Annotated in this window: 14 protein-coding genes and 1 tRNA gene; 6 read left to right on the forward strand and 9 right to left on the reverse strand. The window is 62.5% G+C overall.

Going from position 1 to position 14261, the window contains the following annotated elements; genetic code table 11:
• Positions 1–105: 105 nt before the first annotated feature.
• From HYPGJ_RS05165 to HYPGJ_RS05175, 3 genes are read right to left on the reverse strand one after another with little or no spacing between them, the layout of a single operon-like run.
• The gene (locus tag HYPGJ_RS05165; protein ID WP_046846183.1) at positions 106–681 is read right to left on the reverse strand and encodes a TIGR02281 family clan AA aspartic protease; all 576 of its coding nucleotides are present in this window, start codon (positions 679–681) and stop codon (positions 106–108) included.
• Between the two features lie 43 nt (positions 682–724).
• Positions 725–1429: a TIGR02281 family clan AA aspartic protease gene (locus tag HYPGJ_RS05170; RefSeq protein WP_046846184.1), complete on the reverse strand. Its 705-nt coding sequence runs from the start codon at positions 1427–1429 to the stop codon at positions 725–727.
• 6 nt (positions 1430–1435) lie between these two features.
• Entirely contained in the window at positions 1436–3064 is a 1629-nt protein-coding gene (locus tag HYPGJ_RS05175; RefSeq protein WP_046846185.1) for a HAMP domain-containing sensor histidine kinase, read from the reverse strand.
• Positions 3065–3162: 98 nt separating this feature from the next.
• Between HYPGJ_RS05175 and HYPGJ_RS05180 the strand changes: the two genes are divergently transcribed.
• The 3 genes from HYPGJ_RS05180 to HYPGJ_RS05190 all read left to right on the forward strand — a co-directional run bounded on the left by HYPGJ_RS05180 (position 3163) and on the right by HYPGJ_RS05190 (position 4956).
• Complete coding sequence (locus HYPGJ_RS05180) at positions 3163–3729, forward strand: thermonuclease family protein (RefSeq protein WP_046846186.1); 567 nt, start codon at positions 3163–3165, stop codon at positions 3727–3729.
• Positions 3730–3734: 5 nt separating this feature from the next.
• Entirely contained in the window at positions 3735–4346 is a 612-nt protein-coding gene (locus tag HYPGJ_RS05185; protein WP_046846187.1) for a glutathione S-transferase, read from the forward strand.
• A 112-nt stretch (positions 4347–4458) separates the two neighbouring features.
• Entirely contained in the window at positions 4459–4956 is a 498-nt protein-coding gene (locus HYPGJ_RS05190) for an Lrp/AsnC family transcriptional regulator (protein WP_046846724.1), read from the forward strand.
• A gap of 12 nt (positions 4957–4968) precedes the next feature.
• On the opposite strand, the gene HYPGJ_RS05195 is transcribed toward HYPGJ_RS05190, so the two are convergent.
• Positions 4969–5862, reverse strand: coding sequence for an NAD(P)-dependent oxidoreductase (locus tag HYPGJ_RS05195; protein ID WP_046846188.1), 894 nt, complete (start codon positions 5860–5862; stop codon positions 4969–4971).
• 100 nt (positions 5863–5962) lie between these two features.
• A complete protein-coding gene (locus tag HYPGJ_RS05200; protein WP_046846189.1) occupies positions 5963–6625 on the reverse strand; it encodes a hypothetical protein in 663 nt (220 codons plus the stop codon).
• Between the two features lie 217 nt (positions 6626–6842).
• Between HYPGJ_RS05200 and HYPGJ_RS05205 the strand changes: the two genes are divergently transcribed.
• Positions 6843–8078 carry a threonine ammonia-lyase gene (locus tag HYPGJ_RS05205; RefSeq protein WP_046846190.1) on the forward strand — a complete coding sequence of 412 codons (1236 nt, stop codon included), beginning with the start codon at positions 6843–6845 and terminating at the stop codon, positions 8076–8078.
• Between the two features lie 98 nt (positions 8079–8176).
• On the opposite strand, the gene HYPGJ_RS19305 is transcribed toward HYPGJ_RS05205, so the two are convergent.
• Positions 8177–8341: a hypothetical protein gene (locus HYPGJ_RS19305; RefSeq protein ID WP_200185671.1), complete on the reverse strand. Its 165-nt coding sequence runs from the start codon at positions 8339–8341 to the stop codon at positions 8177–8179.
• Between the two features lie 340 nt (positions 8342–8681).
• On the opposite strand from HYPGJ_RS19305, the gene HYPGJ_RS05210 reads away from it, so the two are divergent.
• Both HYPGJ_RS05210 and HYPGJ_RS05215 read left to right on the forward strand, forming a co-directional pair.
• Entirely contained in the window at positions 8682–11006 is a 2325-nt protein-coding gene (locus HYPGJ_RS05210; RefSeq protein ID WP_244466015.1) for a DUF4384 domain-containing protein, read from the forward strand.
• A 225-nt stretch (positions 11007–11231) separates the two neighbouring features.
• Complete coding sequence (locus HYPGJ_RS05215) at positions 11232–12410, forward strand: decarboxylase (RefSeq protein WP_046846192.1); 1179 nt, start codon at positions 11232–11234, stop codon at positions 12408–12410.
• Positions 12411–12539: 129 nt separating this feature from the next.
• On the opposite strand, the gene msrA is transcribed toward HYPGJ_RS05215, so the two are convergent.
• The 3 genes from msrA to HYPGJ_RS05230 form a co-directional block, all read right to left on the reverse strand.
• Complete coding sequence (msrA, locus tag HYPGJ_RS05220) at positions 12540–13286, reverse strand: peptide-methionine (S)-S-oxide reductase MsrA (RefSeq protein WP_046846193.1); 747 nt, start codon at positions 13284–13286, stop codon at positions 12540–12542.
• Positions 13287–13389: 103 nt separating this feature from the next.
• The gene (locus HYPGJ_RS05225; RefSeq protein ID WP_046846194.1) at positions 13390–13938 is read right to left on the reverse strand and encodes a YSC84-related protein; all 549 of its coding nucleotides are present in this window, start codon (positions 13936–13938) and stop codon (positions 13390–13392) included.
• A 114-nt stretch (positions 13939–14052) separates the two neighbouring features.
• A tRNA-Val gene (locus HYPGJ_RS05230) sits at positions 14053–14127 on the reverse strand.
• Positions 14128–14261: the final 134 nt, after the last annotated feature.

A 14261-nucleotide genomic window follows, 5' to 3' on the forward strand; every position in this document is an offset into this window, starting at 1 on the left:
GCAATCTGATCCTTAAACGGCGTTCCGTGACCGCGACCGGAACCGATCGCGCGGCACGCGCAACAGTGGACTGGCTAATGGCGTCGGGGGTGAGACTTAGAGGAACTACTCTTGAAGCACTAGGGTTCCGGACCGCATTTCGACGCGGGAAAGTCGTCCTAAAAATGACATTCCGAGCAGTGTTCGGTCGGATTTACCCCTTTCGGACACGACCCCGGCAACATTGCGAACCGTAATGTCTCCGATCTCGATCCGGGAAATTGTGACAGGCGCGACCCGAGCCGTTCCATTGGCTGTTTGCGCGATACCCGTGAAGTCTGCCGGATTGACGTAGATGCCGGCGCGGCGGGCATCGTCGTAGGTGAGCGCCACGAGAGACGCTCCGGTATCGACCATGACGCCGATGGTGCGTCCGTTGATCTCGGCTTCGGTCTGGAAATGGCCGTAGGCGCCGGCCGGCAATGCGACGGTGCCACGTTCGGCGACCGGCCGCTGGGCCTTCTCCTGCACGGACTGAGGAGAGTCGGCGCTCGCAGTGGGGCCAGCGTCGGGCGTGGTTTCGAAAAGACTTCTCGCGAACCCCGCGACGACTCCCGGATGCGTGAGCGTATAGGCAAAGCCCGCAGCGCCGGCGGTCGCGAGCGCGAGGGACGCATAAAGACTGACGGTTGCCGAAGACATTATCGAAGCTCCGAGCCTCATGACGGGAAGCGAAAAGCTGTGCCTATTGCCTGAGCGTAATGAAGTCTCCGGCCACCTGATAAGACGTGAGACGCCTTAAGAAACTCATACCGAGCAAGCTTTCGTTAAGAGTTCCGGGCTTTGCCACAAGTGCCTCGACATCATCGACCGTCAATTGTCCGACGCGAACGGACTTGAGCCGGACGGGCGCGAGATAGCTCGTGCCATTCGCAGTCTTCAGCGGCGTGTCGAACGTCACATGAGTGACATCGATGCCGGCCTTCTCGGCGTCGGATTGGCGGAGCACGACGGTCGCGGCACCGCTATCGACCAACATCGGGAACGCCTGTCCGTTGACTTCCGCGTTGGCAAGGAAGCCGTTATCGATTTTGCGAATGCGCACCGATGCGGGCGCGGACGCTGTCGCGATCGACGCAGCGATGTCGCGATCGCCCGACGTGAGTTCGCCGTGCGCCACCGTGAAAAAGTTCTTGATCATCGGGACCGGATCGACCCGCGTCGAGACGGCGCCGACGACAGCGATAGCGCCGAGAGCGGCGATCGCCGCGAGGCGTCCGAAGCGTCGCTCGTTGTTATGATGCGAGAGCAGATACAGAAGGATGAGCGCGCCGATGACTGTGATCGCGATCGGCGGGCCTTGCATGGCTTCGAGACTGGAGCCGGTGAAAAGCAAGTACAGCAGCGCTCCGCCGAGCGCGACAATCGCCGATATGAGAAACGCGAACATCGAGCCTCACAGTCCTCCGCTGGCGCGATACGGCGTTGCTGCACCGTAAGGCGACGCGACGCGCATGCGCGGCTGGCGTGCGGGGCGCGGCGCGGGATCGCGGTGACGTTCCTGGCCGAGGGGCTGCAGCGGCGTGATGATCTGCAGAACGCGCTGGCGCGGCAATGTCACCGTAACCTCGGTGCCCTTGCGCAGCTCCGACTGAAGATCAAACGTTCCGCCGTGCAGGCTGATGAGATTCTGAACGATAGGAAGGCCGAGACCGGTGCCGCCTTCCGCCGTCTGGTGCGCGAGCGAGCCTTGACCGAATGCCTGGAGCACGCGCGGGATTTCGTCTTTCGGAATGCCGGGTCCGGTATCGGAGATCGTCACGAACTGTCCGCCGTCGGATGTATGCCCGACGGTGATTATGATGCGTCCGCCGCGCGGCGTGAACTTCAGCGCGTTTGAAAGCAGGTTGAGGCAGATCTGGCGCATGGCGCGCGGATCGGCCCACACATGCGGCAAATCCGGCGCGAAGTCTTCGACGATGTGCAGCGTCTTGGCGTCGGCCTTTATCTTGATCAGGCGTCGGCAGTCCTCGGCGATATCCGTCAGACGAACCGTTTCCTCGTGCAGGTCGTAACGTCCCGCTTCGATGCGTGAGAGATCGAGGATCTCGTTGATGATGCAGAGGAGGTGATTGCCGCTTTCGTAGATGTTGTGCGCGTATTCGCGATACGTATCGCTTCCGATCGGCCCGAGAATTTCTTTCTCCATGACCTCGGAAAAGCCCATGATCGCATTGAGCGGGGTTCTGAGTTCATGGCTCATCGTCGCGAGAAAACGCGACTTGGCCTTGTTTGCCGCTTCAGCGCGCCGCCGCGCTTCGTCCGAGATGGCGCTCGCTTCTTCGAGTTCCGAGATCAGGCTGTCCTTTTCCGCACGATACTCGACCATCGCGAGGGCCGTCGAATGCAGGCCTTGCGCCAGGTAGACGAAAAAGACGTGGATGCCGATCGCCATCGACGCGAGCGCGAAATAGAACGGGTCGCCGAGCATGAAGAGCCGGCCGGTGACCGCCAGCGTCATCGGCACGGTGCCGGCAAGAAACACGTGCGGCAACGTCGACGAAAACGTCATGCGGATCGCGAGCACGACCATCAACGTCGCGAAGATGAAGACATGCGAGGAGAACGTCGCCGGAAGCGAATGAGCAGTCGGCGTGCTTGAGATGCCGATCAGCGCGAACGCGGCGAGCGCCAGGCCGTTGATTGCCTCGACGCGCACGAAGTGGCGTCGCCATTGTCCGACGTTGACGTCGGCGCGCGGAATGGAGAGCAGCCGCCGGCACTGGTCGAGCATGTAGACGCGAGAGATCGATACGATCGCGATCCACATCGTCGCTTCCATCAGCGACGCCCAGAACATGGAGGCGATGTAGAAGATGAAGCACAGGGCCGGCATGGCGAACGGCGCGCTGGTCTCGTTGCGCGCGAACATCGTCAGCAGTTCGTATTCGAACTCGGGCTTGTGCGCGGTGCCGTGGGTGAGCCGGTCGCGAAACGATCGCAACTCGTCGTCGAGGTTCGAGCGGCGCGGCGCGCGAGGCTGATGCGCGCGACCCGTTTCGACGCTGTCTGCGTTATCGTCCATACTGCCGGCATACCCACTGACGTGCCGCAGCAACCCAACGCTCGCGACCTCCCGTAAAGTGGCGTTAATTCGTTAATGCAAGGCTTAAAGCAGTGGCGATGCAGCGAAAAACCGGGGTTTGGCAGAACTGGTCGCGGGCACGGCGGCTCAAAGCTGTGCGGTTGGCGGCGCTGGTGGCCCTTGCTTTGGTGGTGGCGTATCTCCAGCGAGGACGAGGGGCGAGGCATGCCGATCCCGGAGCGCCATTCCCGCCGTCCGTCAGCGGTCGCGCCGAGCTGATCGATGGCGATAGTCTGCGGGTCGGCGGCCATGAGGTTCGCCTGAAAGGCATCGATGCGCCGGAGGGGCGGCAGACGTGCCGGACGAATGGAACGCCCTGGCGATGCGGAGACGCCGCGCGCGATGCGCTCGGACGGATGATCGGCGGCGAATCCATCACCTGTGCCGTGAGCGAGCGGGACCGTTTTGGCCGGCTGCTGGCGACCTGCCGCATTGGAGATCGCAACCTCAACGCCGCGATGGTCGCGGCCGGAATGGCGGTCGCATATGGCAGCTATGAACGCGAGCAAGCGGCCGCAAAAGCCGAGCGCCGCGGAATATGGGACGCGGAATTTCAGATGCCGCGCCAATGGCGCGACGAAAACAACGGCTCATACGCGAGGTAGGAAACATGCTGATTATCGAAACAAAACGCGCGCCGAACCCGCGTCGAGTCACGATCTTTCTCGCGGAAAAAGGCATCGACGTTCCGCGTGAGGAACGCGATCTGATGACGGGCGATCTGCGCCTCGATGACTTCTCGGCCGTCAATCCCTGGCAGCGTGTGCCGGTGCTTGTTCTCGACGACGGTACGGCCATTTCAGAGTCGGTCGCGATCTGCCGTTATTTCGAGGAACTACAACCCGAGCCGCCACTGTTCGGAACGGGTGCCGTCGGCAAAGCCGAGGTCGAGATGTGGAACAGGCGGGTCGAACTCGGCCTCTTCGCCGCCGTCGCCAGCGTCTTTCGTCACTTGCATCCGCGAATGGCGCATCTCGAAGTCCCGCAGGTGACGCCGTGGGGCGAGGCCAACAAGGAGAAGGTTAACGCCGAGTTGACGAAGCTTGATCGCCGCCTCGCCGAAAGCCCGTTCATCGCCGGCCCTGCGTACTCGATTGCCGACATCACCGCGTTGGTCGCGATCGACTTCATGAAGCCGGCCAAGCTGGCGGCGCCCGATGGACACGCCAACGTCATGCGCTGGTACCGCGAGGTGGCAGCGCGGCCCAGTGCATCCGCTTAGCGGCTGCGATTGAAAAATATTTCCAACATTTTTATTGACTAAGGGCCTGCGAAAAATATTAATCTCAGATTTCGGGATCAAATTAAAATCATGTTCCGGAGAGGCCGTGATGTTGGATGAAATGGATGTCAAAATTCTGCGCATCCTGCAGGAAGACTGCACGCGGCCGGTTGCCGACATCGGCAAGGAGGTCGGGCTCTCGACGACGCCCTGCTGGCGGCGGGTGCAGAAGCTCGAAGAAGCCGGTGTCATTCAGCGCCGCGTCGCCATCCTCGACGCGCATCAGATCAATGCCGGCGTGACGGTCTTCGTCTCGATCAAGACCGACAAGCACTCGCTCAACTGGCTGGAGAAATTTCATACCGCCGTCGCCGAATTTCCGGAGGTCGTGGAATTCTATCGCATGTCGGGCGACATCGATTATCTCCTGCGCGTCGCCGTTCCGGACATCGCCGCTTATGACGTCTTCTATAAAAAGCTGATCTCGCGCATCGAAATCGCGAAAGTTTCGTCGGCGTTCGCGATGGAGCAGATCAAGTATACGACCGCGCTGCCGTTACAGTTCGCATTGCCCGCGAGCGAGGCGAAGCCGGAACGCATCGAAGCCTGACCCGTCGCTCGATCACGACTTCGTTTTGATACCTGATTTCGGATCGAGGCGCGCAATAAGGCTCGATGTATCCCAACGGCCGCCACCGTCAGCCGCGATCTCCGCGTAGAAACTATCGATGAGACGCGTGGCCGGAAGTTCGGCGCCGTTCGAAGTTGCTTCGCTCAGGCAGATGCCGAGATCCTTGCGCATCCAATCGACCGCGAATCCGAAATCGAATTCCCGCGCGTGCATCGTTTTCCAGCGGTTTTCCATCTGCCACGACTGCGCCGCGCCCTTTGATATCGTCGCGATCAGCGCTTCGATATCGAGGCCTGCGTGTTCCGCGAAATGGATCGCTTCGGCGAGGCCTTGCACGACACCCGCGACCGCGATCTGATTGCACATTTTTGCAAGCTGACCCGAGCCCGATGGTCCCATGCGACGGACGCTGCGTGCGAATGCTGCGATCAAAGGTTCGGCGCGCGCATAAGCGGCCTCATCGCCGCCGGCCATCACGGTCAATGCGCCAGCCTCGGCGCCGGACTGGCCGCCGGAAACGGGACAATCGAGAAAATGCAAACCGCGAGCATCGGCGGCGGATGCAAGTTCGCGCGCAAGCTGCGCCGACGCCGTCGTATGATCGATGAAGATCGCGGCGGGCTTCATTGCTTGGAACGCGCCGTCAGGGCCGGTCGTCACGCTGCGCACGTCGTCGTCATTGCCGACGCAGGCGAATACGGCGTCGCAATCGCGTGCAGCCTCGGCAGGCGTCGAAGCCGTTTCGCCGCCGAACTGCTCGCGCCATTTGGCGGCTTTCTCAGGCGAGCGGTTATAGACGACCACGTCGTGACCGCCACGGGTCTTGAGATACCCCGCCATCGGATAGCCCATCACGCCAAGCCCGAGCCATGCCACTTTCGCCATGCCGTCAATTCTCCTGCGCCCAGCCGGATTTTTTTGCAGCTGGCTTATACAGCGGATCGTGTACCGCGTGCGTAGCGGCGAAACGACTTTACTCGGGAAGCTAGTCGCGATCGTCAGGATAGCGACCGCCGAATTGCGCATCGCCGCGCGTCGGCACGCCGCGAACCGTGCAGACCGCGTCGTCACGTCGGTCGCGCACGCAATCGACGTGCCTTTGATCGGCCAATCGCCATTGTGAGAACTCTGGACCGAAACTCGCCGCAGCTTTGCTTCGCCAGGCTTCGATGGCGGCGCGGCGGGCATCCTGCTCGCGCACGTCGAAGGGGACGCTGCGGTCGGGCGCGTTCGCCGTTGCTTCGATGAGGCGGCTGGCGGTGGACCCCGGAGGCGGCGCGGATCCGCCTGCGGGCGGCGACATGGGGCGATCAGGAGGCACGTAGGCGTCGCCCCGATTGCTGCGATCGTCACGATCGGATTCATCGGCTTGACCGGGCGGAGGCGGGCGCCATGCATCGTCGCGACCCGTGGGCGCGGCGGCCTGCGGCCTCGCGACATTCGCTGGCGCATATTTCGGTTCCGCCGGAACCCGTCCCGAGGAGTTGGCCGGTGAATTCTCGGCGTCGCTGCCCGCCTGGTTTCCCTGCCCATAGGGCCGGTACGAGTACTTCGCGTCAGCGGCGCTATCGGCGGCCATCGCCACGGTCGGCGCGACGCCTGTCAGAAGCACCAGCGTCAGCACGGATATCGAAAGTCGGCCATACATTCAGATTGCTCCAATGGCTGGTAAACGCGCTGAACGGCTTGGCGGCGCCAAGTCTCCATCGCGCATCTGAGTTAAATCTGAATGGCATCGTTAGGGAACATTCAGGTTGCTTTACTCCATCGCCGAGATGCCGCGGAGAATCGAAACCGGGCTATGCTATGAGCCTCGATGATCCCAACCTCAGCGCTGCAAAAGCGGCGGAATTGAAGACATTCTAATGTCCAAGCTCTTGCCCGTCACCTATAGCGACGTCGTTCGTGCCGCCGATGCAATCCGGGGCGCCATCATCGAAACGCGGTTCCAGCCCAGCCGTACGCTCAGCACGCTTCTTGATGCGGAAATCTGGCTGAAGTTCGAGAACCTGCAGTTCACCGCTTCCTACAAGGAGCGCGGCGCGCTGAACAAGCTGCTGTCCCTGACCGAAGCCGAGCGCAACGCGGGCGTCATCGCCATGTCGGCGGGAAATCACGCGCAAGGCGTCGCCTATCACGCGCACCGCCTCGGCATTCCGGCAACGATCGTGATGCCCGCCTCGACGCCGACCATCAAGGTCGAGAACACGCGCAGCCACGGCGCGACGGTGCTTCTCGAAGGCCAGACGCTCGAAGACGCATCGCAGTTCGCCGTCCGTTACGGGCAGGAGCACGGCCTGACGTTCGTGCATCCCTTCAACGATCCGGTCGTCATAGCGGGACAAGGCACCGTCGCGCTGGAGATGCTCAATGCGACGCCCGATCTCGACACCCTGATCATACCGATCGGGGGCGGCGGATTGATCTCCGGAATGGCGATCGCAGCGAAGGCCATCAACCCGAAGATCAAGGTCATCGGCGTCGAAGCTCAGCTTTATCCATCGATGCTCAACGCGGTGAAGAAATCGTCACTGCCCGTCGGCGGAGATACGCTCGCCGAAGGCATTGCGGTGACGCTGCCGGGCGACGTGACGAAGTCGATCATCGAGGAACTTGTCGACGACATCCTGCTCGTGTCGGAAGCCGACATCGAGCGCGCGGTCGCGCTGCTCATCAACATCGAGAAGACGGTCGTCGAAGGGGCGGGCGCTGCCGGTCTCGCGGCGCTGCTCGCTGCAAAACGGCTCTACAAGGATCGTAAGATCGGGCTCGTGCTCTGCGGGGGCAACATCGATACGCGCCTGCTTGCGAGCGTGCTGACGCGCGAGATGGCCCGCGAAGGCCGTCTGTCGCGGCTGTCGATCGATCTTCCCGACCGGCCGGGCCAGCTTGCGCGCGTCTCAGGCCTCATCGGCGGCGTCGGCGCGAACATCCTCGAGGTCTATCACCAGCGGATTTTCACCGACGTTCCCGCCAAGGGCACGGAACTCAACCTCGTCATCGAAACGCGCGATCGTGCGCATCTCGATCAGGTCGTTGCGGGGCTCAAAGGCGGCGGCTACTCGGTGCTTGTCAAAGGCTCGGGTTCGGGCGCGCTTTGAACGGCGAACGCGGCAAAGAAAAAGCCTTACGCTGATGAAGCGTAAGGCTGAGTTAGATCGGGTCGAGGGGATCGGGCCGTGAAACTCTGAAAACAAACCTACCTGGAGGTGGAAGCCGCGACGCTTGCGGGCAACGGATCGGGCGCTGCCAGCGCGAGCGTGCCGAGCAGGATCCCGCCCGAGATCAGGAAGCACAGCGTCATGCTCAAGCGTGTCAGCTTGTTCGCGCGTGAATTCCGGTCATAAGCGGCTTCGAGATCCATCGTCGGTCGCCTATCTTCGCTTCAACCAAGTACGTCGTCGCTTCAAACCAAGTAAGATTCTTGTAACCGAGTTTTGCCGGGCGGTCGAAGCCGAACTCGCTCTATCGCTAATGCAAGAATTGTAAATTTAACGGATTGTTCACTCCTGTTAATGCGGCGCATCAGCGAGGGCGGTACGGCAGGGCTACGGCCGGCAAGCTCGACGCGATATCGGCGCATTGGCGATAAGGCCGTCTCGCCACTATGGTGCCGCGCCATGGCCGTAGCGACAGAACTGCGGAATGGGGGAAGGGGTCCGAGGGGTACTTTGGTTGGTGCGCTCATAAAATTGCGGAAGCACGTGCTCGCGCTCTGCCTGATCGTCGGTGCCGCGTGCGGCCTCGGCGCGGCGGTTGCCGACGACGTTGTGCCGTCGCTGCCCGACAAGGCGGCTGCCGCCCCGCCGGCACCCAAAGACGCGCCGGGCGTTCCGCCGCGTCCCGAAGAGCCGCGCGCCGCCAAAGCATACGACACGCTCAGCACGCATTGCGCCCGCTGCCACCAGACGGGACGCCTCGAGCGCCCACTGGCGTCCGGCGGGCTCTCGAACATTCTCGCCATCGACGATCTCGCGCGCGATCCGGTTCTGGTGAAGCCCGGCGTGCCCGACGCGTCGCGCCTCTACGATGTGCTCGAAACGCGGCATGCGCCGCTCGATGTGTTCACGAGCGGCTCCGTCGCCGCCGAGCCCCAGCCCGAGGACATCGAAAGCATTCGCGGATGGATCAAGGATCTGCCACCGTCCACGCAAGCATGTCCGGTGCGCCACCCGGTGCGGCCCGACGACATGGACAAGATGATGCGCGACGCGCAGCGCCTGGAACGCGACCAGGCCAGTGACGTGCGCTTCATCACGTTGGCGCATCTCGACAACGCGTGCGCGTCGCCCGCAGAAATGTCGGCTTACACGCAAGCGCTGAACAAGCTGATGAACTCGCTCTCGTCGTCCGCAGAGCCCGTGAAACTGACGCCGCTCAACGCGGGTGGAACGGTCTTCTCGTTCCGCATGTCCGATTTCGGTTGGGATGCGCGCCGATGGAAGCTGATCGAAAATGCCTATCCCGCCGTGCTCGCGCATCCGGTCGCGTCGGATGTACTGCGAACGGCAGGAACGAAAGTCCCGATCGTCGACGGCGATTGGCTTGCCGCCGCTGCAGGCGAAGCGCCGCTCTACTACGAATTGCTTGGCGTGCCGGAAAAACTCGCGGATCTCGCCAAGCTCAATTCCGTCGATATCGAGCAGAGCATCAAGACGGCGGCGGCGCGACGCATCGCGATCGCAACCAGTGCCGTTACGCGCGGCAATCGCCTGATCGAACGCCATCCCGGCAGCCGCGGCGGGCTCTGGCTGGTCTATGATTTCACGACGACCTCCGGCGATCAGAATATCTTCGAGAACCCGCAAGGCCCGCACTCGGCGCTCTATGGGCAAAAGCCATTCAAGCCCGATGAAATCCGCGCGATCTACGTTCTGCCAAACGGCTTTTACGCGTTCGCTCTCTACGACGCCGCAGGCAATCGCATCGACCGCGTTCTGCCGGGCATTGAAAAACCGTACGCAGGCGTCGAGGCCGATGCCGTCGAGCCGACGACCAAAACCGGCGTCAAATGCTTCGCCTGCCACAGCGATGGCCTCGTTGAAGCCAAGGACGATTTCAAAACGGCCTTCGATGCATCGGCGCCGCTGAGCCCAAGCCGTGCGACAGCGCTTCGCCTGTTCGGTACGGATAGCGAAAACACGCTGTTGCTGATCGGTAGCCGCGACCGCTATCACCTCGCGGTTCGCAGCGTCGGCATCGATCCGAACGCGCGCCTGCGCGGCGCCGAACTCGTCACCGGCCTCGCCGAACGCTATCGCGAGGGCGCGGTATTCGAGACGGCGCTCGCTCAGATCGACCGCGAACGCGACGCGTTTCTCGCCGAGTTGACGGATGCTCGCGGCGCGGCCGCTCCGCTCGCGCGCCGTCTCCTGCACGGCGTGCTGTCGCGTTCCGAACTCGAGCGGCTGTTCGCGCTTCTGAAAGGCATCGACGTGCCGTCGCCTGCGGTCGCGCGTCCCGGCGGCTTCCTGCACGAAACGAAATCCGACATCGGGCTCAGCATGTGGCTGGACAAGCCGCGTCCCGTTTCCGGTGATCTCGTGACGGTCAAGATCGAGGCCGACAACGATTGCTATCTGACGGTCATCAGCGTCGACGCGGCGGGTATTGCGACCGTCCTCTTCCCGAACGATTTCCAGACCGACAATCTGCTTTCTGCGTCGCGGCCCGTCAGCATTCCGCCCGCGGAAGCGCCCTTCCAGCTCCGCTATAAGTCGGAGGGCAGCGAAACGCTTCTCGCACGCTGCTCGACGAGCGCGACGCCGCCGCTCGGCATCGAGCACGATTTCGAGCGCCAGAGGTTTACCGCCCTCGGCAACTGGGAAAACTTCATTGAGGATACGCTCGTCACCGAATGGGAACTGCGAGCCAGCCCGGAAAAGGCGGAACGCGCGCGTGTCGCTCGCTCGGGCGCCCTGCGGCGGCGCCGGGATCGCGGCGAACGCATCGAGCCGCCTCGGCCCGACGTTCCGACCGACAAGCCGTTGCGCGACGGCCGCGCCGTTCTTGTTCTCGGGCCGAGGTAGCGGCGCGACGGCGCAGGTTGTGACGCGCGTGTGACAATCGCGGTGCTGACGGTGAGCACGTGACGGAAACCAATTTTGCAGCATCCGCGCGCACCCGTCCTAAAGACCTTTACATGCGGGATCGCGCCACCTAAATGCAGGCCCTTATTGCCGCAAGGAAAGTGGGCACCGCTCGGCCGCCGCAGACCAACACGGATGGTTCCTTCTGCAGGAGGTTCTTTCGCGATGGAGAAATTCGCAACCGCGCTCGAGATGGTGACCGAGATGAAGCCGGAAGGTCCGGTCTTCGCGGCACGTCCGCACGCAGCTGGGCGCGCCGCGCGCTGGTTCATCAACAATTTTCCGGGCGAAGTCGCTTACGCTTACAAGGCGAACAGCTCCGTGTTTCTGCTCGGCGCGCTCTATGGCGCCGGCATCACGCAGTTCGATGTCGCCTCCGTCGCCGAGCTTGAGGATGCCGCGACCATTCCCGGCGTGCGCCTGCATTTCATGCATCCCGTGAAGTCGCGGTACGCCATTCGCCGTGCGTACTTCGACTACGACATCAAGTGCTTCGCGCTCGACACCGAGGACGAACTGCAGAAGATCGTCGAGGAAACCGACGGCGCGAAAGATCTCGAACTCTTCGTGCGCATCTCGGTGCCGGCGAAAAACAGCCGCGTGCCGCTCGAGCACAAGTTCGGCATCACCGGCCAGAAGGCGCAGCGGCTGCTCGTCAAGACGCGGCAGGTCGCCGACGAACTCGGCATCACGTTTCATGTCGGCTCGCAGACGACCACTCCTGACGCCTATGCGATGGCGTTCGAGGAAGTCAAAAAGCACATCGTGAAAGCTGGCGTCGTCGTGGATGCGATCGACATCGGCGGCGGTTTCCCGTCGCGCTACACCGACAGTGTGCCCGCGCGCCTTTCCGATTTCATCGAGGTCATCAAGGCATCGATGGACAAGATGCCGGTGACTGAGCATTGCCGCCTGATCTGCGAGCCCGGCCGCGCCCTCGTCGCTGAGGCGGAAAGCCTGATCGTCAAAGTCGATCTCAGGAAGTCGGGCAATCAGCTTTTCATCAACGACGGCGGCTATGGCGCGCTGTTCGACAGCGCTCACATCGGCTTTGTTTTTCCGGTGCGCTTGATTCGTCCCGGCCTCGATCCGAATGAGCCGCTGGAGCCGTTCGAGCTTTGGGGACCGACGTGCGACTCGATCGATCGCATGAAGGGGCCGTTCATGCTGCCCGCTTCGGTGCGCGAAGGCGATTACATCGAGATCGGCAATATCGGCGCTTACGGTCGCGCTCTCGCAACGCGCTTCAACGGCTACGGCGAATACACCGACGTCATCCTGCAGGATGAGCCGATGTATTCGATCTATACGGAAGAAGCCGCGCCGGTCGCTCGCAACGCCTGAGCTTGCTCCCGCACTTCCCGCAGACCCACACGTCATGGCCGCCCCTCGAGGCGGCCATCCAGGGCACCGCATTCGGGCAGCGTCGCGCGCGTCTCTGGATGGCTGGGTCTGTCGCGAAGCAGCGCCGCCTCAGTGCGTCGGCTTGGCGACGGCGACGAGAACCGGTTCGGCGCGATAGGCTTCCGGATAAAGCCGCTTCAAGTTCTCGATCTTCGGCATGTCGTTGATGACGATGTACGGATACGACGGATTGAGCGTCAGAAAGTTCTGATGATACGCTTCCGCCGCGTAGAAACTGCGGCCCGGTTCGATGGTCGTCGCGATTGGTTTTGAAAAGACTTTCGCGGTGTCGAGCTGGCTGATGTAGGCCTTCGCGACCTTCGCTTGTTCATCTGACGTCGGAAAGATCGTCGAGCGGTATTGCGTGCCGCGATCCGGTCCCTGCCGGTTAAGCTCCGTCGGATCGTGCGCGACGGAAAAGTAGATTTGCAGGAGGCGTCCGTAGCTCACCGTTTTCGGATCGAACGTGACGCGCACGGATTCCGCGTGCCCGGTGCGTCCGGTTCCGACAACTCGATACGTCGCGTCCTCGCCTTTGCCGCCTGCGTAACCCGACACGGCTTCCTTCACGCCCGCGACGTGCTGGAAAACGCCTTGCACGCCCCAGAAGCATCCGCCTGCGAATACGGCGGTTTCAACGGCCGCCGTGATGGGTTCGTCAAGCGCGGGAGCAGGGAGCGGGCGGCCTTCCTCCGACACCGAACGCGACGCGCCGAAAACGAATGCGGCAGCGACGATCAGTGCACCGGACAAGAAAATGCCGTTCAGCCAAGCAAGGCGCGAGCGTGTCGGTTTCGGTGACGACGAGGCATCCATGAAACGCTCCCAAACGAGAAAAGGCGCCCGAATGTCTCGGACACCTTTCATACGTCTAAGTCCCGAGTGCCGTTACATGACTACATGACGGCTGCGGAAACGCTCACCGCGATATGCGCGAAATCTTCGAGCCTTCGAGCGTCAGGTTATACATCAGGCCCTTCGGATCGAGGATGAAACCGACCACAGGGCTGGTGATCTTGTTGGTATCGACCGATCCGCCGACGCCAACCGTGATGATCGCGACGGAACCATCGACGCCGACTTTCCAGCCCGACGTCCGGCGGAACTGATCGAGCGCCTGCGGGGTCATGAACATGATGATGACCGAGCGCGACTGAATACCGAGCTGAAAGCCGACCGACGCCGAGACGTTGTTATAGTAGCCCGCCGTCCGGCCGTGCACGCGCAGCGCGCCTTCGCCGTATTCGCCGCCGAACCCGAACCCGGCTTTGACGATCGACGGAAAGACGAGGATGCCGACCGCCTTGTGCGCCAATTCCCGCGCGCCGCGGACCTGATAGAAAAAGGTGTCGAGCGTCGCGTCGACGCCGGCATCGATGTCCGGAGCCGAGGCGGCTTTGACGTGAGGCGACGCAACGAGCACCGCAGCGAGCGCCAGAAACGCGACAGTTAGACCTTTGAGTGACATTTTTGCTCTCCCTCGCCTCCCGCAGCACTGGTGGCGCGGATTCGTGGCCAAATTCGGAGCCAGGGAGACTAAAATTGCCCAGACAACTTGCGACGCGGGATGTTGGCCGGGGCATGGTGGGCGGTACAGGGATTGAACCTGTGACCCCACGCGTGTGAAGCGTGTGCTCTACCGCTGAGCTAACCGCCCTGTTCGAAGACGGCCCTTATGCGAGGCCGGGCCCGAACCTGTCAAGCGCGCTGCGTAGACGCCGCCCGATATCCGACGGATGCCCGACTCTCGGGCTCGCGGAATCGGGTTCTGCCGCCAGCTCCTGCCGGGAC

The sequence above is a fragment of the Hyphomicrobium sp. GJ21 genome, assembly GCF_001006785.1.
In the GTDB taxonomy this organism is placed as follows: domain Bacteria; phylum Pseudomonadota; class Alphaproteobacteria; order Rhizobiales; family Hyphomicrobiaceae; genus Hyphomicrobium_B.